The sequence below is a fragment of the Haloarcula sp. MBLA0138 genome (assembly GCF_055632455.1).
Genome location: NZ_CM145746.1, coordinates 564,367 through 586,144, shown reverse-complemented (window position 1 = coordinate 586,144; position 21,778 = coordinate 564,367). Strand labels below are relative to the sequence as shown.

Here is a 21,778-nt window from a genome sequence, read left to right as displayed (position 1 = left end):
TCGAGACGCGACTAGATGCGACCGGACCGGGCACAGAGCGAGACCGTCGGCGTCGTCCTCCTCACGGGCGTCGTCGTGGTGACGGTCGCCGTCGGTGCCGGGGTCTTTCTCAGCGGCGGTCCGGGGGGGTCGGCGGAGACGCCGCTGCTGGACCTCTCGGTGTCGCTGACCCCGGTCGACCTGACGGTGACCCACGAGGGCGGCGACGCCGTCCCGCTGGAGTCGCTGACGCTCGTTGCGCGCAGCGGGTCGGTCACCGAGCGCTACGGGTTCGACCCCGGCAACGTGACAGACCGGGACGGCGACGGTGACTTCGACCCCGGCGACGAGTTCGCCCGCGGCCACGCGCTACCCGGCGAGACCGCGACACTGCTCGTCGTCCACGACCCGTCGAACACGGTCCTGACGCGGGTCTCCGAGGACATCGTCGCGGGGTCGGCGTGGCTCCCACCGGCGGCACGGATACAGCTATCGCCGTCGAACCCGGCCCCCGGCACGGCCGTCGCGTTCGACGCGTCCGCGTCGGCGGAGGGCGACGGCGCGATAGCCGAGTACCGCTGGTCGTTCGGCGACGGGACCACCACGACCGGCGTCTCCCCCTCCCACACCTTCGGCGCGGCCGGTACCTACACCGTCGAACTCACCGCCATCGACGAGGTCGGCCGCACGGACACGGCGACGCGCACCGTCGTCGTCGGGACGCCGTCGGTCGCCATCGACGGCGTCTCGGCGGTCGACGCGACCGACGGCGACGGCGTCGTCGCCCCCGGCGACAGCGTGACCGTGACCGCGACGATAGGCGAGGCCGGCGCCGGTATCGACGAGGTCACCGCGGCCGCCGGGGCGTTCAACGTCGGGACGGTGACGCTGACCGACGGGAACGGCGACGGCACCTACGAGACCACCTTCACCGTCGGGAGTTCCCCGACCGAGGGCGACCAGACGGTGACGGTGACCGCGACCGACACGGCGGGGTCCGCCGACACCGCGACGACGGGCACGCTGACCGTCGACGCGACGCCGCCGTCTATCGACTCGACGAGCCTCACCGACGGGGGCGACGACGTGGTCGGGGCCGGCGACAGCGTGACTGTGACCGCCACCGTCACCGACGGTGGCAGCGGCGTCGACGCGGTGACGGCCGACGCGAGCGCCTTCGACGCCGGCACCCCCACGCTGACCGACGGGAACGGCGACGGCACCTACGAGACCACCTTCACCGTCGGGAGTTCCCCGACCGGCGGGGACCAGTCGGTGACCGTGAGCGCCGCGGACGCCGCCGGAAACACGGCGTCGACGGCGACGGGCGACACGGTCCGCGTCGACGCCGCCGGCCCGACGCTCACCGGCGCGACGCTGACCGAGGCGGGTGGCGACGACGGCGTCGTCGAATCCGGCGACAGTGTGACGGTGAGCGCTACCGCGACGGACGGCGGAAGCGGCGTCGACGCGGTGACGGCCGACGCGAGCGCCTTCGACGCCGGCACCCCCACGCTGACCGACGGGAACGGCGACGGCACCTACGAGACCACCTTCACCGTCGGGAGTTCCCCGACCGGCGGGGACCAGTCGGTGTCGGTCACGGCGACGGACGGCGTCGGGAACGCCGCGTCGGCGACGACGGGCACGCTGTTCGTGAACCTCCCGCCGAACCCGTCCTTTACCGTCATCGAGAACGGCGACGGGACGCTGACCCTCGACGCCTCGGCCTCGACGGACCCCGACGGCGGCGAGATACAGACCTATCAGTGGGACTCCGAGAGCCTCTTCGACGAGTACGGCGAACAGATAACGGTCGACGACGGTGGCGACGGGTCGACGGATATCACGCTCGTCGTCGAAGACGACGAGGGGACGGAAGCCTCGGTCACCCGTACCATCCCGTACACCGTCGACGTAGGGTCGCCCGGATTCACCGCGGGGGCGGTCGTCCTCGCGCTCCTGCTCGTGGGGCTGGCGCGCCGCCGTCAGCGCTGATACAGGCCGGCAACCAGTTCGCCGGCCCGCCGCAGGTCCCGGTCGGCCGCCGCCAGCAGGTCGTCGACGAGCGTCGCGGTGCTGGGGACGCGACGGCTCAGGCCGACGTAGACGGCGACGAGCGCGAGGACCACGAGCGCCTGCGCGAGGACGTACTCGGCGAAGTAAAACGACGCCAGCGCCGGCCGCCGGACGCCGAACAACGCCCCGGTCAGCGGTCGGGTCGCAGCGAACCACTGACCGCCGATAGCGCCGCCGACGAGGACCATCCGGAAGACGTTCAGGCCGTAGATGCCCGCACAGACGACGGTCGCTGTCGCCGCTCTCCGTCGGACCGAGTCGTCGGCGGTACTGACGAGGCCGGCAAACAGCGCGAGGGCGCTGATACCCGTACACGCGGAGATGACGTTGTAGCGGATGTAAGGCACCGCAACGAACCGGAGCCCGGTCGGCTGGCCGGTGATGCCGACTTCGACGCTCGGGTCGAACCCGACGAGCGACAGGCCCCAGACGGTGTGTGCAGTGACCAGACGCAAAGCGCCGTGGAACACCGGCGTGACGAACTGGTACGGGACGAAGAGCAGCCCCATGACCGCGAACGCCGTCGTGAGCCGACGACCCGGCGACCGGCCGCGGCCGACCAGCGAGACGGCGTACAGGCTCAGCCCGGCGGTCACGCCGCTGACCGCCCCGAGGAAGGCGCGGCCGTCGCCGAGATACGCCGCCGCGGTCGCGGCCCAGAAGACGGCGAAGGCGCTCCAGCCCGCGGCACCGACGAGACGCGACACTCGGCGGCCGACCGCCCGCCGCGTACCGACGCTGAGCGCCAGCGCCGAGACGGCACAGAGGAAGAGCCAGTCGAGTACGTCGAGTGGTTCGAGCACGCCTCTCACCGGATGTCGGCGACTGACGGGCAATAATGTTCCGCGGGCGGATTCGACGACTGTCGAAAATACAGTCGACAGTGTATTAAGCACACGCGATGACCGTCGACCCATGACTGGCGTCGGTATCGACGGCATGGAGATACGGACCGGGAAGCTCAAACTCGACCTCGCGGAGACGTTCGCTCCCGCACAGGACGACGACCCGGAGAAGTACACGAAGGGGCTCGGACTGCGGGCCTCCTCGTTCCCCGACGTCTACGAGGACATCGTGACGATGGCGTCGAACGCAGCCCACCGGCTGATGGAGCGAAAGGGGCTGACCCCCGACGACATCGGCCGCATCGACGTGGCGACGGAGTCGGCCTTCGACAACTCCAAGCCGGTCTCGACGTACGTCGCGGGCTGTCTCGAACAGGTGTACGGCGAGGACTTCCACCACGCCAACAAGGGCGAGCGGAAGTTCGCCTGTATCGCCGGCACGCAGAGTCTCGACGACGCCTACAACTGGATTCGCGCCGGTCGCAACCGCGGCCGCGCGGCACTGGTCATCGCCACCGACACGGCGCTGTACGCCCGCGACGACCCCGGCGAAGCCACGCAGGGCGCGGGCGCGGTGGCGATGCTCGTCGACGAGGACCCCAATCTCGTCGAACTGTCGGCCGCACAGGGCTTTGGCAGCGCCGACGAGACGGACTTCCTCAAGCCCAACCAGCAGTTCCCCTCGGTCGACGGCAAGCGCTCGGTCAACGTCTACCTCGCCCGGATGCGCGAGGCGCTCGACGACTTCGCCGCGGTGGCCGGCGACATCCACCCCGACGACTACGAGATGATTCCGTTCCACACGCCGTTCCCGGGGATGGTCCGGAAGGCGGCGGCGCTTGGCTACCGCCACATCGTCCGCGGCACCGACGTCGAGGAGACGCTGGCCGCGGAGATCGGCCACCAGCCGACCCGCGGGGAGTTCGAGACCGACGACGCGTTCCGAGAGGCCATCCGCGAGTACACCGACGAACTCACCGAGACCGAACGCTACCGCGACTGGTACGCACAGGCCATCGACCCGACGCTCGACCTCTCCCGGCGCGTCGGTAACTGGTACACCGGTTCGGTCCACATCGCCCGCGCCGCGGGGCTGAAACACGCCCGCGCGAACGGGCTGGACTTCGACGACGCGCAACTGCTCGTGGCCTCCTATGGCTCCGGGGCGCAGGCCGAAGTCCACGCCGAGACGGTCGTGCCGGGCTGGGAGGACGAAATCGCGGCGCTGAACGTCGAGAAGCAGATCCGAAACCGGTACGAACTCTCCTTCGCCGAGTACGAGCAAGTACACGACGTACACAACCACGACACCGAGGCCGACGTCGAGGAGTTCACCGCCCCCGAGTCCGAGTTCGTCTTCGACGGCTGGGGCCGGATGGGCGAGCGGAAGTATCGGTACGTGGAGTAGCGAGGCTCCGAGCACCGCGAGGAGCCTCGTAGCCGACGCGGCGACCGGCGGGAGCCGCGGCGGTGTGGTACGAACACCGGCACCGCGAAGAGCCTCGTAGTTCAGGGCAGCGAGTGCAGTCCTCCGAGCAGGTCTTCGAGGTCCACGTCGGTGACCGCAAGCGAGAAGTCGTCGATGCGCGCGAGGTCCGTGGCGTGTTCCCAGACGGCTTCGTCGTCCAGCCCGTGGAGGACGACGGCGTTGGGCGTCGGCGAGACGACCCGCAGGGCGACCAGCGGGGACTCGCCGCGCGTGACGTTCGTAAACACCAGCGCGCGGTTGGTCGACTGGCCGTACAGCTGGTAGAACTCGTCGGAGGAGAGCCGCTGGATGGCGGCGATGGAGTTGATGACCGTGTGGCCGGCGACGGTGTCCTGACTCCCCCGGTGGAGTTCCGTCGCGTCGATGGCGTCGTACACCGACTCGACGCCGACGTTGGCGGCGTACTCCCGCAGGTCGTGGACGACCTCGTTGTCGAAACCCGCCGAGAGGACGCGACCGTACTGCCGGACGTGGTCGCCGCCCCGGCCCTCGTCGATGTCGAGCAAGGCGACGACCAGCCGCCGGACGACGCCGATACCGGGGTTGTCTCGGCGGCCGCTCTCGTAGTCCGAGACGACCGACGGCGACACCTCCAACTGGTCGGCGAGTTCGGTCTGGGTGACTTCGAAGTCGGTGCGCCACTTCCGCAGTGTCGCGCCGGGGTCTTCGCTCAGTGCGACTTCACCGGCTATCTTCTCCGCGAGGTCCGTGCGGGCGCCGCGTGCCATTGAATCACAGGCTTGGTAGACGCGGACAAAAGCGTATCGGAAGCCCCTCAGGCCGCGACGATTCGAGCCGTCGTCACCACGCCCCCACTGGGCGCGTGGACGACCCGGACGACGACGGTATCGCCCGCCGCGACGGTCCCACCGCCGGCGTTGAGTTCGAACGACAGCGCCGTCCCGGCGCGCCAGTCGTCGCCCCCGTCGGCGATGACGCCGCCGACGCAGTTGTCGTAGACGACGTTGGCCGCGTCGACGAGGTTCCCGTCGTCGAACTGCGTCCCGGCGACCGGCAGGTCGACGAGCCGCGCGGACGCGCCGCTGTCCGGGAGCGCGACGGCGATTTCGATGTCCGCGGCCGGGACCGGGTCGCCGCCCTCGTGGACGAGTTCGACCCGGTTGTCGCCACAGCCGACCGACGGCCCGCGCTCGAACGTCGCGGTGGAGCGCGCCACCGACGGCGTCGGCTCCCGGAGCGCGCCGTTCGCCGAGAAGAGGAGGCCCCCGACGCCGGCGGCGAGGACGACCGTCAGGCCGACGACGAGGACGACCCCGACGACGGCCGAGACGGCTCTCTCGTCCGGGTCGGGGGGCGCTGGTGCGTTCACTACCGGCGGGTTGACCCGTCATCGGGGATAAACGCTCGGCCGGCGCGGTGACGACCGCCGAGACGGACTCGGCGGCGGCCCCGGTAACACCGGTGTCAGCGCCTATTCAAGTAGCAGGAGCGCGTACAGTGCGGTAATGACAGACCCGACGCCCGGTATCCACCACGTGACCTGTATCGCCAGCGACCCGCAGCGCAACATGGACTTCTGGGTCGAGACGCTCGGCCTCCGGCTCGTCAAGCGTTCCGTCAATCAGGACGACCCCAGCACCTACCACTTCTTCTTCGCCGACGCCGAGGGGACGCCCGGGACGAGCATGACCTTCTTCCCGTGGGAGGACACCCGGCAGGGCAAGGTCGGCTCCGGACAGGTCTCCCGGACCGCCTTCCGGGTCCCCGAGGGGAGTCTGGCGTTCTGGGAGGACCGCTTCGACGAGTACGGTGTCGACTACGACGACCGAGTCGAGCGGTTCGGCGAGACGGTGTTGCCGTTCCGGGACCCGGACGGCCTCCCGGTCGAACTGGTCGCCGTCGAGATACCCGACGACGACCCGACGGTGCCGTGGACGGAGTTCGTCCCCGAGGAGTACGCCATCCGCGGGTTTCACTCGGTGACGCTGTGGCTGGCCGACCCCGAACCGACCGAGGGACTGCTCCGGACGATGGGGTTCGACGAGATCGGCACCGAACAGGCACAGGGGGACACGCCCGGCGACGAGCGGACCCGCTTCGCCGCCGCGGGGCCGGTCGGGACCTACGTCGACGTGCTCCCGACGGTCGCGGGCGGCCGACAGGGCAGCGGGACGGTCCACCACGTCGCCTTCCAGACCCCGACCGACGAGGCACAGAACGCGATGCGCTCGGCTGTCCGCTCCGAGGGGCTCCGGCCCACGTCACAGGTCGACCGCCACTGGTTCCGCTCGGTGTACTTCCGCGAGTTCGGCGGCGTCCTGTTCGAACTCGCCACGAACGGGCCGGGGTACGACAGCGACGAGCCACTGGACGACCTCGGGGGCAGGCTCGTCCTGCCCGGAAAGTTCGAGGCCCAGCGCGAGCAGATAGAGGCGGGGCTGACGGACGTGACGGTGCCGCGGGCCGAGACGCCCGAGGCCGACGACTGAGTCGCCGGCCCGCTACTCCCGCGTCAATTGGATGAGGCCGCGCCGCAGCGCGTCCTCGAACCGGGCGTCCAGCGGCAGGTCCTCCCACTCTTCCGGCCGGTCGGCGTCGGGAATCGACGCCAGCGACTCGACGAGCGACGCGTGGAGGAACCGACCGTTTCGACCGCACGCGTCGCAGGTCCGGATGAGCGAGCGAACCTCGAACTTCCGCTCGACGGTCGCCCGGCACTGCGCGCAGAGGTAGCTCTCTGTCACACCGACGGTACGGTGTCGACGTACTCGGGTGTTACGGACGAAGCAGCGATAAATTGCACCCTCCTATATGCGAATTTATTTACGAGAGTGGGGAGCCAACTGTTCGGTACGGTATGTTCACGCAGGTACCGGGGAGTCTCGCGCTCCTCCAGACCGGTATCGGACCGATAGACGCGCTCGCCGCCGTCGTGGCGGGCGTCATCGCCGGCGTCGTCAGTTTCGCGCTCCGGGTGGTGCCGACGCTCCTGTTCGCGGCGCTCGTCCTCCTCGTCGGCTACCTCGCCGCGGACCGGCTGGACCGACTGGTCGCCGGGTGGGCCCGCGGCCGCGGGATGGACGAGAAAGCAGACGAGACACCGGCCAGTGCCGTCGTAGCGGCGGACGACGGCGTCTCGACGGCCGCCGGGCGGTTGGCACGGTACCTCGTCTGGGCCGTCGCCGTCGTCGCCGCGCTCCGCGTCCTGAACCTCACACAGTTCCGGGAACTGCTCGACGCCGCCATCGGCTACGTGCCAAACGTCGCCGCCGCGGCCGTGTTGCTGGTCGTCGGCGCCGGCGTCGGCCGCGCCGCCCGCTCGCTCGTCCCGGACCTCGTCGGTCGGACGGCGGTCGGTGACGCCTTCGCCGGCACGCACCTCGGCGGGGCCGTCGACGCCGACGCCGGAACGGTCGGCCGTCTCGCCGGTGTCGCCGCCGAGTACTACCTCTACCTCGTGACGCTGTACGTCGTCGCCGCTACGCTCGCGGTTGGGTCCGTCGCCACTGTCCTCGGCGCGGCCGTCACGTACGCGCCGGCATTGGTGGGGGCACTGGCGCTGGCCGTCCTCGGGGCCGTCGTCGCCGACTACGCCGGCGGCGTCGTCGCGGGCGTCAACGCGGTCGCCGACTCCCCCGCCCCCGCGCTGGTCGCCGGTGGCGTCCGGGCCGTGGTCTACCTGTTCGTCGCCGTCGTCGCGCTGGACGTGGCCGGCGTCGACTCGACGCTGCTCGGTCTGTTGCTCGTGGCCGCCGTCTTCCCCATCGGACTGGCGCTGGCGCTCGCGGTCGGTCTCGCCGTCGGCTTCGGCGGGCAGGACCGGGTGGCAGCGTACCTCGCGGACGACTGACGCCGCCCGTGGGCAGGCGTCACTCCCACTTCGCGCCGGGGTTCGTGACCGCTCCGTTGGCCGCCGAACCGAAGTCGCGGTGGTACTTCGCCAACACGCCGTCGTCGTAGGTCGGTTCGGGGTCGTGGTCTTCGAGGCGGCGCTCGATTTCCGCGTCGGAGAGGTCCACGGACAGTTCGAGGTTGTCGATGTCGATGGTGAGCTCGTCGCCGTCCTCCAGCGCGGCGATGGGGCCGCCGACGAACGCCTCGGGGGCGACGTGACCGATGGAGAAGCCCCGCGTCGCACCGGAGAAGCGGCCGTCAGTCAGCAGCGCCACGTCCTCGGAGTGGCCCTGCCCGGCGACGGCACTCGTGACGCCGAGCATCTCGCGCATCCCGGGGCCGCCGCGGGGCCCCTCGTTGCGGATGACGATGGCGTCGCCGCTCTCGACGTTGCCCTCTTGGACGTACGCCATGGCGTCGGCCTCGCCCTCGAAGACGCGGACGGGGCCCTCGTGGTGGAGGTGGTCGGCACCGGTTATCTTGATGACCGCGCCGTCGGGCGCGAGGTTCCCCGAGAGGATGCGGATGGCACCCCGCTCGTGGAAGGGGTCGTCGACCGTGGTCAGGAACTCGGCGTCGAGGTCGGCGACGCTGGGCAGGGCCATCGATTCGAGTTCCTCGGCCAGCGTGTTGCCCGTCACGGTCAGGGCGTCGCCGTGGAGCTTGCCGGCCTCGTAGAGTTCGTTCAGGACGACCGGGACGCCGCCGACCTCGTGGAGGTCGTTCATCACCCGCTCGCCGCCGGGCTGGAGGTCCGCGATTTTCGGCGTCCGGGCGCTGATTTCGTTGAACGCCTCGATGTCGAGGTCCACGTCGGCCTCGGCCGCGAGCGCGAGGAGGTGGAGGACGGCGTTGGTCGACCCGCCGACGGCGACCTGCAGGGCGACGGCGTTCTCGAAGGACTCCAGCGAGAGGAAGTCGGAGGGGGAACGGCCCTCGCGGACCACGTCGACGGCGACTTCGCCGGCCTCGCGGGCCACGTCGTAGCGGCCCTCGGCCTCGGCCGGCGGGGAGGCGCTGCCGAGGGGCGCGAAGCCAAGCGCCTCGGAGACTGAGGCCATCGTGTTGGCGGTGAACATTCCGCCACAGGAGCCAGCGCCCGGACAGGCGTTGCGCTCCATCTCGTCGAGTTCGCCCTCGCTCATCTCGCCGTCGGCGACGGCACCGACGCCCTCGAAGACGTTCTGGATGGTGACCTCGCGGCCGTCGTGCTCGCCGGGCATGATGGAGCCGCCGTAGAGGAAGACGCTTGGCAGGTCCGTCCGGATGGCGGCCATCATCATCCCGGGCATGTTCTTGTCGCAGCCGCCGACGGTGACCAGCCCGTCCATGCGCTCGCCGAAGGAAACCAGTTCGACGGAGTCGGCGATGACCTCCCGGGAGATGAGCGAGGCCTTCATCCCCTCGGTCCCCATCGAGATGGCGTCGGAGATGGTGATGGTGCCGAACTCGATGGGCATGCCGCCGGCGTCGTCGATGCCGTCGTAGGCGGCGTCGGCCACGTCGTCGAGGTGGACGTTACAGGGCGTGATGTCGGCGGCGGGGTTGGCCACGCCGACCATCGGCGAGGCGAGGTCCTCGTCGTCGTACCCCATCGCGCGGAACATCGCGCGGTGGGGGGCTTTCTCGACGCCCTCGGTGACTTCGTTGCTCCGTAAGTCAGGGTCTTTCTCCGGGCGCTCGCGGCGGTCCTGCTTGCTCATACCCCGAGGAAAGCTACGGGTGAACTTAAATAACTTGTAGTCACGGTAACGACACCCACATCGGGGTGGCGAAACCCTCCGGTGACAGTAGTTTCATCCGCGCCGGCGGCCAACCCCGAGCCGATGGCGACGGTCACCACGGCGGCACGGCTCCACTTCGGCTTCCAGAACCTCGCGCTGGCCCACGAGCGCCTCTACGGCGGCGTCGGCCTCGCGCTCGACGAGCCACGGCTAATCGTCGAGGCCGAACCCGCCGACGAGGTTCGGTGTGGCGACGACGCGGCCGCGCCGTACGTCCGGCGCGCCGTCGACGCGCTGGGCGTCCCCGGGGCCGCGGTGACCGTCCGCGAGCGGTTCCCGCGCCACGTCGGCCTCGGGAGCGGGACCCAACTCGCGCTGGCGTCGCTCGTGGCCGTCGCCCGCGCCCACGACGACTACGCCGACGCCCGGACGTACGCGCCACGGCTCGGGCGGGGCGGCCGCAGCGGCGTCGGCGTCGCCACCTTCGAGCAGGGCGGGTTCGCCGTCGACGGCGGCCACCCCACGGAGCGGTTCACCGCCGACCCGCCCGCGGAGGGCGACTGGGAGGTGCCACCGGTCGTCGCCCACCACGACGTGCCCGCTGACTGGCGGTTCCTGCTCGTCGTTCCCGACACCGACACCGGCAAGAGCGGCAGCGCAGAGGACCGCAGCATGCGACAGGCCGTCGAGCGGGCCGACCCCGGCATCGCCGACGAGATAGCGCTGCTGGTGACCCGCCGGCTCCTGCCGGCCGTCGCCACCCGCGACCGGCGGGAGTTCGGGCAGGCCGCCGCGCGGCTCGGCCGCCTCAACGGCGCGTGGTACGCCGACGAGCAGGGCGGCGTCTACCGCCCGCCGGCCGGAACGCTCGTCGACGAACTCGCCGACGCGCCGGCCGTCACCGGGGCCGGACAGTCATCGTGGGGGCCGACGGTTTGGGGGCTGACCGACGCCGACAGCGCCGCCGCGGCCCGGGACGCCGGGGGCGCGGCGCTGGAGGCCGCCGGCGTCGACGGGACAGTCCGGGTCGCCGCGCCGCGCAACACCGGCGCGTCGCTGTCCGAGTGAGGCGAGCGGCCAAGCGTTTAAGCGACAGCACGGGCGAGTGGGGGTATGGAGCGAATCCCGTTCGGTGTCCGCCAGCTCGACACCGTCATCAAGGGCGGAGCACCGGCCGGCAGCACCGTCTTGCTCTCCGGCGAAGCGGGGGCCGGGTCCCGGGAGTTCATGCACACGAGCGCGGTCATCAACGGGTTACACGACGCGGACGCGGAGCTGTTCGACCTCCACTACGGCTCGCTATCGGCCGACGCCGTCGTCCCCGAGGAGATACACTACCTCTCTTTCACCAGCAGCGAGTCACAGCTCGTCGACGAGATGCGGCTGGCGATGGACGACGAGGTGGTCGAGGCAGGGATGAGCGCCGTCACGTTCCACGACATGTCCGAGCGCTACTTCCACATGAGTCCCGTTCCCCGGCAGTGGTACGCCGAGCGGACGCCCAGCATCGAGGACCTCCGGGCGCGCCACGAGCGCGACGACCTGCTGGGGGCGCTGGGGACGAAGCTCAACGACGTGGCCCCGGGGAACCTCGTCGTCATCGACTCCCTGTCCAGCCTCGTCGGCGCGATGGGCGAGGAGATAGAGTGGGCCGACATCTCGTTTCTGGTCGCCGGTCTCCAGAAGGCGGCCCACGACTGGGGCGGGCTCATCCTCCTGCATCTCAACCCCGAGACGCTCTCCGACGTGCGACACGGCCAACTCAGCGACGCCGCACAGGGGACGATGCGGTTCGCGTGGGAAGCCGGCGGGTCGACCCGCGCCCGGACACTGGTCGTCAAGCAGTTCCGCGGGGTGTTGCCCCAGATAGAGGACGAGGATATCGTCCAGTTCGAGACGGAGATCGGCGAGGCCGGTTTCGACATCAGCGACGTTCGGAAGATCCGGTGAGGTCGCTATCGTTCCAGATAGTCGGCGGCGAAATTAGGAAAGCGACGTATCACCGGCTGAAATGGGCGGCAAACGCTTAACTGTGTGGTTCGGATAAAAGAGCGTGATGGCCAGCGAGTCGACCGACGAGGGCGTGGTAACCGTCGAGTTGTCCGGTGGGCTGGACGAGTGGCTCGACGAGCGGGCGGCCGCGTTGGGAGTGTCCCGAGACGAGGTCGTCCGCCAGCTGCTGGCGTCGTATCGCGCCGCCGGCGACCTCGACGACGACGGCGTCGCCGACGCGCTCGGTATCGAGACGGCCGTCGAGGAGACGGTCGAGACCAAACTCGACGGAGCCGGGAGCGCCGACCCGGCGGTCGTCGACGACGCCGTCGGAGCCGCCGTCGGCGACCGGCTCCCCGACATCGCCGAGGCGGTCGAGAGTCGACTGGACGGCCGGTTCACGGAACTCGAAACCGACTTCCAAGGCAAGATAGAGGACGTCCGCGAGCGCGTCGTCCAACTGAAGCGCGAACTCGACGGCAAGGCGGCCGCCGATCACGGCCACGAGGAGTTCGCCCGCATCGGCGAGATCGGACGCGACGTGGACGCGCTCGCGGAGGACGTGGCGTCGCTCCGGGAGACAGTCGGCGAGGTCGACGAGGACCTGTCCGCCGAGGCGGCCGCCCTCGAAGACCGCCTCGAGGACACCGAAACGAAGCTCAAACGCGTCGCGTGGGTCGTCAACGACCTCCGGGACGACCAAGGGGGCCGCGACGCCCACCAGCAGGCGGTCGACCGAATCAAGCGCGCCGCCGCACAGGAGAGCATCACGAGCGCTAGCTGCGAGAACTGCGGCGAGAAGGTCGAAATCGGGCTCCTGACCGACCCCAAGTGCCCACACTGCGATACGACCGTCTCGGACGTTCGCCCGGAGGGCGGCCTCTTCCGCAAGAAGGCGCGGCTCGTGACCGCGGCCCAACTGGAAGCGGGCGAGCGAGATGAGTGACGACGACCGGGAGGGCGACCCCTTCGAACACTTGGAGGGCCCCGAAGACCGGGAGGGCGACCCCTTCGACGCGTTCGAGGACGGACCGGACGAGGCCGCTGACGCGACTGACGAGGGGGAGAGCGCGGATGCCGACGGCACTGGTGGGACGGACGCCGTCGACCCCTTCGGCGAGTTCGACGGGCACGGGGGCGACGCGACTGCGGACGACGCCGCGACCGAACCCGATGCAGGGGCCGACACGGCCCCGAGCGACGACCCCTTCGACTCGATGCGCGACCGGAGCGGCGACCCCTTCAGCGGCGCACAGAGCGCCTTCGAGTCCGTCGACGTGGGCGAAGTGGACGCCGACGAAGTCTGGGACGAGATAACCGAGGGCGGCGACTCGTCGACGACCGAGGGGACGACCCGATACGCCGAGGTGTCGAAACACCGCTACTGCGAGCAGTGCGAGCACTTCTCGCCGCCGCCCGACGTGGGCTGTTCGCACGAGGGGACCGAGATTCTGGAGTTTCTCGACATGGAGACGGTCCGATTGCTCGACTGCCCCGTGGTGGCCCAGCAGCGCGAACTCGGCGACGAGGGGTAACGGCTTTGACCGCGGGCCCGCGAGCCATGCGTATGCAGTTCTGCGACGACTGCGGTTCGATGATGCACGGTGACGGCGACGAGATGGTCTGTCAGTCCTGCGGCGCACGGGTTACGAAAGACGCCGAGCGCGCGGCCGAGTTCGTCACGACCGACGAGCAAAGCGACGACGACGTCATCGAGACCGAGGAGGGAGCCAACTTCGAGGGCAAGCCGACGGCCGACGACGTGACCTGCGAGGAGTGTGGACACGGCAAGGCGTGGTACACCATCAAGCAGACCGGCTCCGCGGACGAACCGCCGACGCGCTTTTTCAAGTGCCAAGACTGCAGTCACCGGTGGCGCGAGTACAACTGAACCCACAGAACGGGGCACATTACCCGCCGACAGCGAGCGAATACCCCTGTCACAGACACCGACGTAGCGATACCACGTCGTCTCGCTATCAGCGTCGTTAATTCAGCGTTTGATAATCGGGAGCGAATAGTTATATACGCTTCTGGCGGGCGTGTACACATGTCACAGATAGCTGCTCGCGCCCGGTTCCTCTGGACTGTCCTGACCATCGCCGGCCTCGCTGCCGTCTACGTCCTCGCGCTGACGCTCGGGTCGGCAGCCGAGGCAATCCGCGGCCGGGCCGCCTCGGTCCGGGCGGTCGGGAAGCGTATCGGCGACGCCGTCGGCCGGTCGGTCTCGCTCCATCCGTAGGCCCCGTCCCGTCGCGTCGGGGGTGGGATTTCGGTCCGTCCGCTCGGCTCCGACCGCTTTTTGCCGCCGGTATCGCCGCTGCTCGGTAGCGACACGCTATCAACGTTCACCCGAACAGCCATACGTATTAATTCTCTTACAGGCAAAAGTATTTTGTCTGTGTACTACAAAATTGAAGTTACTAACGGAGTGAATAAAATTGCCGAACTACCCGAAAGCAACCCGCGCGGCGTCCATCAAGTGTATCGAGTGCAACTCACCTGTCGTCACGACCGTCGACGAGGAGTACATCTGCATCGACTGTGGCGAGACCCCGATAACGCAGGCGGAATCACCGCCGACGCCGACTCCCTGAGATGGCGACCGAGCTCACCGAACGACTCCAGCCCAGCGGCCCGGCCACGGTCGAGACGACCGCGGACCCGGACCACCTCATCGTCGGCCGGGACAGCGATGTCGACCCCGTACTGAGCGTCGTACTCCCGACGCTGAACGAGGAGAAGGGCGTCGAGGTCTGTATCGACATGGTGAAAGACGCCGTCGCGGAGATCGGCGTCACGACGGAGATCCTCGTCAGCGACAGTTCGACCGACCGGACGCCCGACATCGCCCGGGAACGGGGCGCGATAGTCGTCGAACCCGACGCGAGCGGCTACGGAAACGCGTACAAGTACGCCTTCGAGCGCGTCCGCGGCGACTTCGTCGCCATCGGCGACGCGGACACGACCTACGACTTCAGCGAACTCCCGGCGCTGCTCGAAATCGCGGTCGAGCGCGACGCCGACATGGTCCTCGGGAGCCGCCTCGACGGCGACATCAGGCCCGGGGCGATGCCGGCGCTCCACCAGTACGTCGGCAATCCGCTGTTGACGCGGTTCCTGAACGCGTTCTACGACGCCGGCGTCAGCGACGCCCACAGCGGTATGCGGGTCCTCACCGCCGACGCCCTCGATGAACTCGCCCTCGAAACCGGTGGGATGGAGTTCGCGAGCGAGATGATAATGGACGCCGCGGCCCGCGATATGCGCATCGAAGAGAAGCCGATAACGTACCACGAGCGGATTGGCGACGCGACGCTGGAGAGCTTCACCGACGGGTGGCGACACGTGAAGTTCATGGCGACGAACGCGCCGGGGTACATCTTCTCCGTTCCCGCGTTCGTTTTGGGCGTCCTCGGAGTGGCCGTCGCGGTGCTGTCGCTGACCGGCGTGCAGGTCGGCCCGGTCGCGTTCGGCCTCCAGACGCTCGTCGGCGGCGTCACGCTCGCCGGACTCGGTTATCAGGCCGCCACGCTGGCGCTTTTCAGTTCCGTCGCCGGCGACCCGATACGGGAGCCTCGGGACCCCATCACGCGGACGCTCCGACGCAACTTCTCGCTGGAGGGGTGGGCGTCGCTGGGCGTCCTCGCGACGGTCGCGGGCGCGGGGTACTTCGGATACGGTCTCGTCGCGTCGGTCGGGGCAGCGACCCCGCCGGGGGTGCAGTGGACCGTCCTCGCCGCCGCCAGCGTCGGGTTCGGGCTCCAGACCGTCTTCAACGCCTTCTACCTCGGCCTCATCGGGCAGCGGACGGACAGCTGAGCCGTCGTCTCAGCCGCCGTATTCGAACTCGCCGTAGCCCTGCGTCCCGAAGTGGGGCCGCTCACGGGCGTCGCTCGTCACGACCGGGCGAGAGTCGGTCGGCGTTGGCGTAGCCGTTTGGGTAGCGGTCGGCGTCGCGGTCGCCGACGGCTCCGAGCCACCGGTTCCGCTGTTGCCGCCCGCACCGCTTCCCGTCCCGCCGCCACCGCTACCTCCCGTTCCGCCACCGCTCGCGCCACCACCGGCTGGGCCGCCCCCGCCCGCGGGAGCCGCGCTCGGCGGGTCGGTAGTGGTCGCCGTCGCGGTGGATGCTCCGTCCGTTGGCGTGGCCGTCTCGTCCTCCGTTGAGGCGGCTGTCGTCGTCGGTGTAGCCGTCTCGGCCCGCGGCCGGGTCGTCACTTCGGTGGCCGTCCGGGTCACCGCGCCGGTGACCAGCGGCGTGGCTTCCGAGCCCGCCGTCTCCGGTGCGCTCGTCTGGGTGACCGGCGTGCCGCCGTAGCCAAACGACGTGGTGTCTGTCCGGTCGCTGTCGTCCGCGCCGACCTCGACGACCTCCTCGCCGAACAGCGCGGAGACGCCCGCCGACGTTCCCAGCAGCCCCGCAACTTTCAACAGCGCTCTGCGACTGAATCGTGTCCCGTCGTCATTGTCGCTCATCTTCTCAGTACCTCCGTGGCTCGGCGTCGATAGCGTCTCGCGTGGGCGGTCCACGGCGTCGTCGGTCGCTGACCGCGCCGGTGGGTCAGCGCGACCGGCCCGGACCGCCGTCCGAACGCGACACGACGGCAGTCGTCGACAGTCGGGGAAAACCCTGGCGCGCGCAGAATCACAGCTGATTCCGTGGTCGAGTACGTCATGGTCACGGCCCGCAGGTCACCTGCGTCACGTAGACAGTCCGGTTCCGAACGGCGACGCCCACGCCGTGGGCGGTCCACCCGGGGCGACGGAGAAACGCCCGGTGGCGGGTCGACCGGTCCCAGTTGTCCACGATTCGACGCGCGAGCGTCTCTGCGCTCTCGACCCGACCGGAGTCGTACCGGACGTACTGAACTATCTCGCCACGGGCCGGACACGCGTCTTCGAGAGGGGCGAACCGACCGGCGAGCGGACTCCGGGCCGGCAGGTCGTGGGCCGCTCGCTCGGCGGCCGCCATCGACCGGGAGTGGTTCGCCGCGACCGCCGCCACGGCGCGGTCGTACGTCAGCGCACTCGCGCCCGCCGCCCGTCGCCGCTGGTTCGCGTGTTCGTGGACGAGGCGCTCGACGCGGGTCGTGTTCGGGGCCGACGGGCGGGTCGTGTTCGGGGCCGACGGGCCGGTCGCGTTCCCGCCGTCGGCCGTCCGAATCGGGACCTCCTGTCGGAGACCGCCGTCCGTCGGGAACCAGACCGCACTCCCCGCAGTGGCGAGCAAGACCGCGACGGCGGCGAGCAGGAGGGTGGCACCGGAGACCCCCGTGAGACGGCGTCGCCACCCCGACCCGGTCGCCCCGTTCGGGCGCTCGTCGACTCGGTCGTGCGCGGTGACGTTCCCGAGCGCCGCACAGTCGTGTTCGTCGGGCGCGTCGTGGCGGTCACAGAACCGGCGGCCACAGAGTCGGCACTCGTAGAGGAACTCTCGTCGTTCCCCGCACCGGTCACACGCCCCCATTAGATGCGGGTTACTGAAACTGGAATTAAATGCTTTGTGTATCGCCCCGTCGCAGTAATAGCCATTTGATAGGCCTTAGACGCCCGCTAGAACGCGATGACGGCGTGTGCGTCGTCGAGACTACGGCGCGACGACGACCCACGCGAGGACGACGGCGACCGCGCCCGCGACCGTCGAGCCGACGGCGTGGGTGCGGAGTTCGTCCAGCATATCGTGGGAGCGCTCGTGGAGCGAACAGACCTCGTCTATCTCGCTGCCGGCCTCGCAGTTGGGGAGGAAGTCCATCGCCACGTGGAGGAAGATACCGGCCGCGAACCCGAAGACGAGGGCGTTGGCGACGCCGGACTGCGGGACCGGCAGGAGCGTCGACGGGATGGCTGTCAGGCCGACGCCGGCGGCCGGCAGGAGCAACGCGGTCGCGGATTTGCCCTCGCGGCCGAGGCGTCTGGCGGCGGCGTAGCCCGCCGGTCCCTTGTGCGAGACGATAGCCAGCCCCAGCAACAGACCGAGCGTCGGCATCGAGGCGTACACCAACCCGATGATGAGACCGGCCGACAGCGCGTGGGCGGTGATGGCGGCCGTCGTCGTGTCGAACCCGGTGTCGACGTGGGTCAGGCGGTGACCGACGGTGTGGCTCCCGTAGCCGGCGACGATGCCGGCCGCGATGCCGATACCGCCGAGTCGGGCCGTCCCGGCGGCGGTCCCCAGCCCCATCGCTTGGGGCACGAGGAACATCGCCGCGGAGGTGACCATCGCGCCGCTGGCGAGGCCGTACCCCCAGACGAGTCGGTGGGGACTGGTCCGTGTCGCCCGCGCGCCCAGCAGCGCTCCCAGCCCCATCGCCGCGAACGCGACCCACGAGATAGCCAGCACCTTCGTCGCCCCCGCCGTCGCGGCGAGGGCCGAGAGCCCCAGCAGGGCGACCACGCTGACGAGACCGAGGAGTGAGTATCCCCCAAGGTTGTTAAAATAAGATATTCGATTAACAGCCATTGGCTACTACAAGCGAAGTGTTGCTAATAAGTCCGTCGGTCACGGACTCCCGACGGGGCCGTGGCCGACGTTCGCACACCCACTGAGTTTGGCTTCCCATTTATGCCCGTCCCGGCCGGAGTCGCTGGTAATGAGTTCGCTGTCCGGAACTGACGTGACTGTCGTCGGTGGCGGCTTCGGGGGGCTCTCGGCGGCCTGCTTTCTGGCCGACGAGGGCGCGAGCGTCCGCCTGCTGGAGAAAAACGAGCAGTTGGGCGGGCGCGCCTCCCGGCTCGAAGCCGACGGCTTCCGCTTCGATATGGGACCGTCGTGGTACCTGATGCCCGACGTGTTCGAGCGGTTCTTCGCCCACTTCGACCGCGAGCCCGGCGACTACTACGACCTGCAGCGTCTCGACCCCCACTACCGAATCTTCTTCAAGGACGGCGACCGGCTGGACGTGACCGGCGACCACGACGAGATGCGCGAGGTCTTCGAGTCGTACGAACCCGGCGCGGGCGAGGCCTTCGACGAGTATCTCGCCACCAGCGAGCGCCACTACGAGACGGCTATGGAGAAGTTCGTCTACGAGGACCGCTCGCGCCTGCGGGACTGGGTCGACCTCGACGTGTTGACGGCCGCGCCCATCGGCCTCCAACTGCTCGGGTCGATGCAGGGCCACGTCGAGGACTACTTCCAGCACCCGAAGCTCCAGCAGATAATGCAGTACACGCTGGTCTTCCTCGGCGGGTCCCCGCGGAACACGCCGGCGCTGTACAACATGATGAGCCACGTCGACTTCAACCTCGGCGTCTACTACCCCGAGGGCGGGATGGGAGCCGTCGTCGACGGCCTCGTCGAGTTGGGCGAAGAACTCGGCGTCGAGTACGTCACCGACGCCGAAGTCGACGAGATTACCCGGCGCAAGCGCGGCTTCCACGTCGAGACCGTCGACGGGACCGTCGAGCGTCCGGACCGCGTGGTCGTCAACGCCGACTACGCCCACGCCGAACAGGAACTGTTGCCCGAACACGAGCGCCAGTACGACGCCGACTACTGGGACGAGCGGACCTACGCCCCCTCCGCCTACCTCATGTACTTGGGCGTCGAGGGCGACGTGGACCCGCTGGCTCACCACACGCTCGTCCTGCCGGAGGACTGGGAACCCCACTTCGGCGACATCTTCGAGGAGCCGGCGTGGCCCGACGAACCGGCCTACTACCTCTGTGTCCCCTCCGAGACCGACGACACCGTCGCGCCCGAGGGCCACTCGAACCTGTTCGTGCTCGTCCCGGTCGCGCCCGGCTTACACGACGACGAGGGCGTTCGCGAGCGGTACCGCGAGAAGATACTCGCCGACATCGCCGACAACACGGGCGTCGACCTGCGCGACCGCATCGTCTTCGAGGAACAGTTCGCCGTCTCCGACTTCGGCGAGCGGTACAACGCCACCGAGGGGACCGCGCTCGGCCTCGCGCACACGCTGCGCCAGACCGCGCTCCTGCGCCCGAACAACCGCTCGTCGGCCGTCGACGGCCTCTACTTCACGGGCTCCTTTACCACGCCCGGCGTCGGCGTCCCGATGTGTCTCATCAGCGGCGAACACACCGCCCAGCGCGTCGCCGACGACTGATGCCCGAACTCCCGACCGACCGCCTCGCGGCCGTCCTCCCCCCGGAGGAGTCGCTGGTGGGCTATCTCCTCCGGCTCTCGCGGCCGCGGTTCTGGCTGTATCAGGGCGGCCCGGTCGTCGTGGCCGTCGCGTACGCCGCCGACTCGCCAGCGGCGCTGTTCTCGCCGCTGTCGGTGGCCCTATTCCTCTACTTCGTCGTCCCGGCGAACGTCTTCCTCTACGGCGTCAACGACGTCTTCGACGCCGACGTGGACGAACACAACCCCAAGAAAGACGAGGGCCGGGAGGTCAGCTTCCGGGGCGGCCGGACCGTCGCCGCCGTCGTCGGGGCCAGCGGCCTCCTGTCGGCGGCCTTCGTCCCCTTCCTCCCGCCGCTGGGCGTCGCCGCGCTCGCCGCGTGGGCCGTCCTCTCGGTGGAGTACTCCGCCCCGCCGCTGCGGTTCAAGACCACGCCCTTCCTCGACTCGCTGTCGAACGGCCTGTACGTCCTGCCGGGCGTGGTGGCCTACGCCGCCCTCGCGGGGACCGCCCCGCCGACCGGGGCCGTCGTCGGCGCGTGGCTCTGGACGATGGGGATGCACACGTTCTCGGCCATCCCGGACATCGAACCCGACCGCGAGGCCGGCATCCGGACGACGGCGACCGTCCTCGGCGACAACGCCTACTACTACTGCGCGGCGTGCTGGCTGCTGGCGGCGTTTGCCTTCACCTACGTCCACTGGGCCTTCGGCCTGCTCCTGCTCGTCTACCCCGTCCTCGTCTTCGGCATCCTCGGGCTCGGCGTCGACGTCGAGGAGGCCTACTGGTGGTATCCGGTCGTCAACACCGCCGTCGGGACGGTGTTCACCATGTTGGGGCTGTGGGTGATGCTGTATGGCTGAGCCGAGCGCGTGGGTCCCCGAGGGCCGCGCCGCGGCGACCGAGCGCCTCGACGCGCTGGTCCGCGAACACCGCTTCACTATCTCCGTCGTCTTCCCGCTGGTCGGCGCGGCGACGCTGCTCGCCAGCGCGCGGTTCGCGCTGCCGCCGTGGCTCGCGTTCAACCCCGCGCTGGTGCTTTTCGGAACGCTGGTGATGCGCCTGCCGCTCGTCGCCGGCGTCGCGCCCCTGCTCGACCGCCGGGCGACCGTCGCCCTCGTCGCGCTGACCGCCTACTCCTACGCCATCGAACTCGTCGGCGTCCGGACCGGCTGGCCCTACGGCGAGTTCGCCTACGGCGTCGACCTCGGCCCGATGCTGTTCGGCGAGGTACCCGTCGCCCTCCCCGTCTTCTTCTTCCCGCTGGTCCTCAACGCCTACCTGCTCGTCCTCCTGTTGCTGGGCCGGCGAGCCGACAGCGCGCCGCTTCGCCTGCTGGCGACGCTGGCGACGGTCATGCTCGTCGACCTCGTGTTGGACCCCGGCGCGGTCGCCATCGGCTTCTGGGAGTACGAACTCCAGCAGTTCTACGGCGTCCCGTGGCAGAACTACGCCGGCTGGCTCCTCTCGGGGACCGTCGCCGTCGCGCTGTTCGACTGGGGGTTCGACCGGGCCGGCCTGCGCCGCCGCCTCGCCGAGTGTGAGTTCATGCTCGACGACCTCGTGAGCTTCGTCCTCCTGTGGGGCGGTATCAACGCCGTGTACGGCAACTGGCTCCCGGTCGCGCTCGCGGGCCTGCTGGGTGCGGGCCTGCTGTGGACCGACCGCTTCGACTTCGACCTCTCGGAGACCCGGGTCGGCGGCGTCGTGTTGCGGTGAGCG

The 21,778-nt window shown here is 69.7% G+C and carries 23 protein-coding genes; 15 read left to right on the top strand and 8 right to left on the bottom strand.

All coding sequences use genetic code 11. The features are described from left to right. Positions 1-15 precede the first annotated feature (15 nt). Positions 16-1,977 carry a PKD domain-containing protein gene (locus tag ACV7JO_RS02995; RefSeq protein ID WP_470354859.1) on the top strand — a complete coding sequence of 654 codons (1,962 nt, stop codon included), beginning with the start codon at positions 16-18 and terminating at the stop codon, positions 1,975-1,977. On the opposite strand, the gene artA is transcribed toward ACV7JO_RS02995, so the two are convergent. Then, entirely contained in the window at positions 1,968-2,861 is an 894-nt protein-coding gene (gene artA / locus ACV7JO_RS02990) for an archaeosortase A (protein WP_470354858.1), read from the bottom strand. The genes ACV7JO_RS02995 and artA overlap by 10 nt on opposite strands. A gap of 112 nt (positions 2,862-2,973) precedes the next feature. Between artA and hmgB the strand changes: the two genes are divergently transcribed. Continuing rightward, positions 2,974-4,311 carry a hydroxymethylglutaryl-CoA synthase gene (hmgB, locus tag ACV7JO_RS02985; protein WP_470354857.1) on the top strand — a complete coding sequence of 446 codons (1,338 nt, stop codon included), beginning with the start codon at positions 2,974-2,976 and terminating at the stop codon, positions 4,309-4,311. A gap of 101 nt (positions 4,312-4,412) precedes the next feature. Here the strand turns inward: hmgB and ACV7JO_RS02980 are convergent, their stop codons facing one another. Then, positions 4,413-5,120: a helix-turn-helix domain-containing protein gene (locus ACV7JO_RS02980; protein WP_470354856.1), complete on the bottom strand. Its 708-nt coding sequence runs from the start codon at positions 5,118-5,120 to the stop codon at positions 4,413-4,415. 47 nt (positions 5,121-5,167) lie between these two features. After that, positions 5,168-5,722 carry a type IV pilin domain-containing protein gene (locus ACV7JO_RS02975; protein WP_470354855.1) on the bottom strand — a complete coding sequence of 185 codons (555 nt, stop codon included), beginning with the start codon at positions 5,720-5,722 and terminating at the stop codon, positions 5,168-5,170. A 136-nt stretch (positions 5,723-5,858) separates the two neighbouring features. Here ACV7JO_RS02975 and ACV7JO_RS02970 point away from each other — a divergent pair, with 136 nt between their 5' ends. Continuing rightward, the gene (locus ACV7JO_RS02970; RefSeq protein ID WP_470354854.1) at positions 5,859-6,842 is read left to right on the top strand and encodes a ring-cleaving dioxygenase; all 984 of its coding nucleotides are present in this window, start codon (positions 5,859-5,861) and stop codon (positions 6,840-6,842) included. A 12-nt stretch (positions 6,843-6,854) separates the two neighbouring features. On the opposite strand, the gene ACV7JO_RS02965 is transcribed toward ACV7JO_RS02970, so the two are convergent. Next, positions 6,855-7,097 carry a hypothetical protein gene (locus ACV7JO_RS02965; RefSeq protein ID WP_470354853.1) on the bottom strand — a complete coding sequence of 81 codons (243 nt, stop codon included), beginning with the start codon at positions 7,095-7,097 and terminating at the stop codon, positions 6,855-6,857. Between the two features lie 113 nt (positions 7,098-7,210). On the opposite strand from ACV7JO_RS02965, the gene ACV7JO_RS02960 reads away from it, so the two are divergent. After that, a complete protein-coding gene (locus ACV7JO_RS02960) occupies positions 7,211-8,203 on the top strand; it encodes a mechanosensitive ion channel family protein (RefSeq protein WP_470354852.1) in 993 nt (330 codons plus the stop codon). A gap of 19 nt (positions 8,204-8,222) precedes the next feature. Here the strand turns inward: ACV7JO_RS02960 and ilvD are convergent, their stop codons facing one another. Beyond that, positions 8,223-9,950 carry a dihydroxy-acid dehydratase gene (gene ilvD / locus ACV7JO_RS02955; RefSeq protein ID WP_470354851.1) on the bottom strand — a complete coding sequence of 576 codons (1,728 nt, stop codon included), beginning with the start codon at positions 9,948-9,950 and terminating at the stop codon, positions 8,223-8,225. A 123-nt stretch (positions 9,951-10,073) separates the two neighbouring features. Between ilvD and ACV7JO_RS02950 the strand changes: the two genes are divergently transcribed. The 8 genes from ACV7JO_RS02950 to ACV7JO_RS02915 all read left to right on the top strand — a co-directional run bounded on the left by ACV7JO_RS02950 (position 10,074) and on the right by ACV7JO_RS02915 (position 15,785). After that, the gene (locus ACV7JO_RS02950) at positions 10,074-11,039 is read left to right on the top strand and encodes a beta-ribofuranosylaminobenzene 5'-phosphate synthase family protein (RefSeq protein ID WP_470354850.1); all 966 of its coding nucleotides are present in this window, start codon (positions 10,074-10,076) and stop codon (positions 11,037-11,039) included. Between the two features lie 45 nt (positions 11,040-11,084). Next, positions 11,085-11,921, top strand: a complete 837-nt coding sequence (locus ACV7JO_RS02945) for an RAD55 family ATPase (protein WP_470354849.1) — start codon at positions 11,085-11,087, stop codon at positions 11,919-11,921. Between the two features lie 106 nt (positions 11,922-12,027). Further along, positions 12,028-12,909, top strand: a complete 882-nt coding sequence (locus tag ACV7JO_RS02940; RefSeq protein ID WP_470354848.1) for a hypothetical protein — start codon at positions 12,028-12,030, stop codon at positions 12,907-12,909. Then, a complete protein-coding gene (locus tag ACV7JO_RS02935) occupies positions 12,902-13,498 on the top strand; it encodes a DUF8135 domain-containing protein (protein ID WP_470354847.1) in 597 nt (198 codons plus the stop codon). The genes ACV7JO_RS02940 and ACV7JO_RS02935 overlap by 8 nt, the downstream gene beginning before the upstream one ends. 32 nt (positions 13,499-13,530) lie before the next feature. Next, a complete protein-coding gene (locus tag ACV7JO_RS02930) occupies positions 13,531-13,854 on the top strand; it encodes a transcription factor S (protein ID WP_470354846.1) in 324 nt (107 codons plus the stop codon). A 159-nt stretch (positions 13,855-14,013) separates the two neighbouring features. After that, positions 14,014-14,205 carry a hypothetical protein gene (locus ACV7JO_RS02925; protein WP_470354845.1) on the top strand — a complete coding sequence of 64 codons (192 nt, stop codon included), beginning with the start codon at positions 14,014-14,016 and terminating at the stop codon, positions 14,203-14,205. Between the two features lie 199 nt (positions 14,206-14,404). Further along, on the top strand, positions 14,405-14,560 hold the full coding sequence (locus tag ACV7JO_RS02920; protein ID WP_470354844.1) for a hypothetical protein: 156 nt from the start codon (positions 14,405-14,407) through the stop codon (positions 14,558-14,560). A 1-nt stretch (position 14,561) separates the two neighbouring features. Then, a complete protein-coding gene (locus tag ACV7JO_RS02915) occupies positions 14,562-15,785 on the top strand; it encodes a glycosyltransferase family 2 protein (protein WP_470354843.1) in 1,224 nt (407 codons plus the stop codon). A 9-nt stretch (positions 15,786-15,794) separates the two neighbouring features. Here the strand turns inward: ACV7JO_RS02915 and ACV7JO_RS02910 are convergent, their stop codons facing one another. The 3 genes from ACV7JO_RS02910 to ACV7JO_RS02900 form a co-directional block, all read right to left on the bottom strand. Further along, positions 15,795-16,442 (bottom strand): hypothetical protein, encoded by a 648-nt coding sequence (locus ACV7JO_RS02910; protein WP_470354842.1) that lies wholly within the window; start codon positions 16,440-16,442, stop codon positions 15,795-15,797. A gap of 202 nt (positions 16,443-16,644) precedes the next feature. Then, entirely contained in the window at positions 16,645-17,433 is a 789-nt protein-coding gene (locus ACV7JO_RS02905) for a CAP domain-containing protein (RefSeq protein WP_470354841.1), read from the bottom strand. A 120-nt stretch (positions 17,434-17,553) separates the two neighbouring features. Beyond that, complete coding sequence (locus ACV7JO_RS02900) at positions 17,554-18,426, bottom strand: ZIP family metal transporter (protein ID WP_470354840.1); 873 nt, start codon at positions 18,424-18,426, stop codon at positions 17,554-17,556. Positions 18,427-18,556: 130 nt separating this feature from the next. On the opposite strand from ACV7JO_RS02900, the gene crtD reads away from it, so the two are divergent. The 3 genes from crtD to cruF are packed head-to-tail and all read left to right on the top strand — an operon-like array spanning position 18,557 to position 21,775. Next, positions 18,557-20,038 (top strand): carotenoid 3,4-desaturase, encoded by a 1,482-nt coding sequence (gene crtD / locus ACV7JO_RS02895; protein ID WP_470354839.1) that lies wholly within the window; start codon positions 18,557-18,559, stop codon positions 20,036-20,038. Next, positions 20,038-20,919 (top strand): prenyltransferase, encoded by an 882-nt coding sequence (locus ACV7JO_RS02890; protein WP_470354838.1) that lies wholly within the window; start codon positions 20,038-20,040, stop codon positions 20,917-20,919. Before crtD ends, ACV7JO_RS02890 begins: the two co-directional genes overlap by 1 nt. Further along, entirely contained in the window at positions 20,912-21,775 is an 864-nt protein-coding gene (cruF, locus tag ACV7JO_RS02885; RefSeq protein ID WP_470354837.1) for a bisanhydrobacterioruberin hydratase, read from the top strand. Before ACV7JO_RS02890 ends, cruF begins: the two co-directional genes overlap by 8 nt. Positions 21,776-21,778: the final 3 nt, after the last annotated feature.